Raw genomic sequence first — 576 nt, forward strand, 5'->3', positions numbered from 1 at the left:
AGGCGGGCCACGGCGGTGCGCACCGCCTGGAACAGGTCGCCGTCGTACAGCGCGTCCACCAGGTGGGCGATCACCTCGGTGTCGGTCTGGCTCTCGAACACGTAGCCGCGGGCCTGCAGTTCGGCGCGCAGTTCTTCGTGGTTTTCGATGATGCCGTTGTGCACCAGCGCCACCCGGGCCGGGCGTTGCGCGGCGTCGGCCCCCGGGCCGTGGCTGAAGTGCGGGTGGGCGTTGTGCACCGCCGGTGCGCCGTGGGTGGCCCAGCGGGTGTGGGCGATGCCGGTGCCGGCGCTCAGGCCGTCGGCGGCCACCTGGGCCTGCAGCTCGGCCACCCGGGCGGTGCTGCGGGCGCGGTGCAGCCCGGCGGGCGCACCGGCCGGGTCGCCCTGGCGGTACACCGCCACGCCACACGAGTCGTAACCCCGGTATTCCAGCCGCTGCAGGCCCTGCACCAGCACCGGCACCACGTTGCGCGCAGACACCGCGCCGACGATTCCACACATGGTCTCACCCCTGTTTGATTCACTGCGAATGGCGCGATGCTAGGCCGGCACAGAAGAAATTTGTGGTCTTTTT

General features: G+C 71.0%; 1 pseudogene. It reads right to left on the minus strand.

Going from position 1 to position 576, the window contains the following annotated elements:
• A pseudogene (locus HA630_RS01215) lies at window positions 1–503 on the minus strand (glutamine--fructose-6-phosphate aminotransferase); the annotation flags it as partial.
• Between the last annotated feature and the right edge of the window lie 73 nt (window positions 504–576).

The organism is Aquabacterium sp. A08, assembly GCF_011742065.1.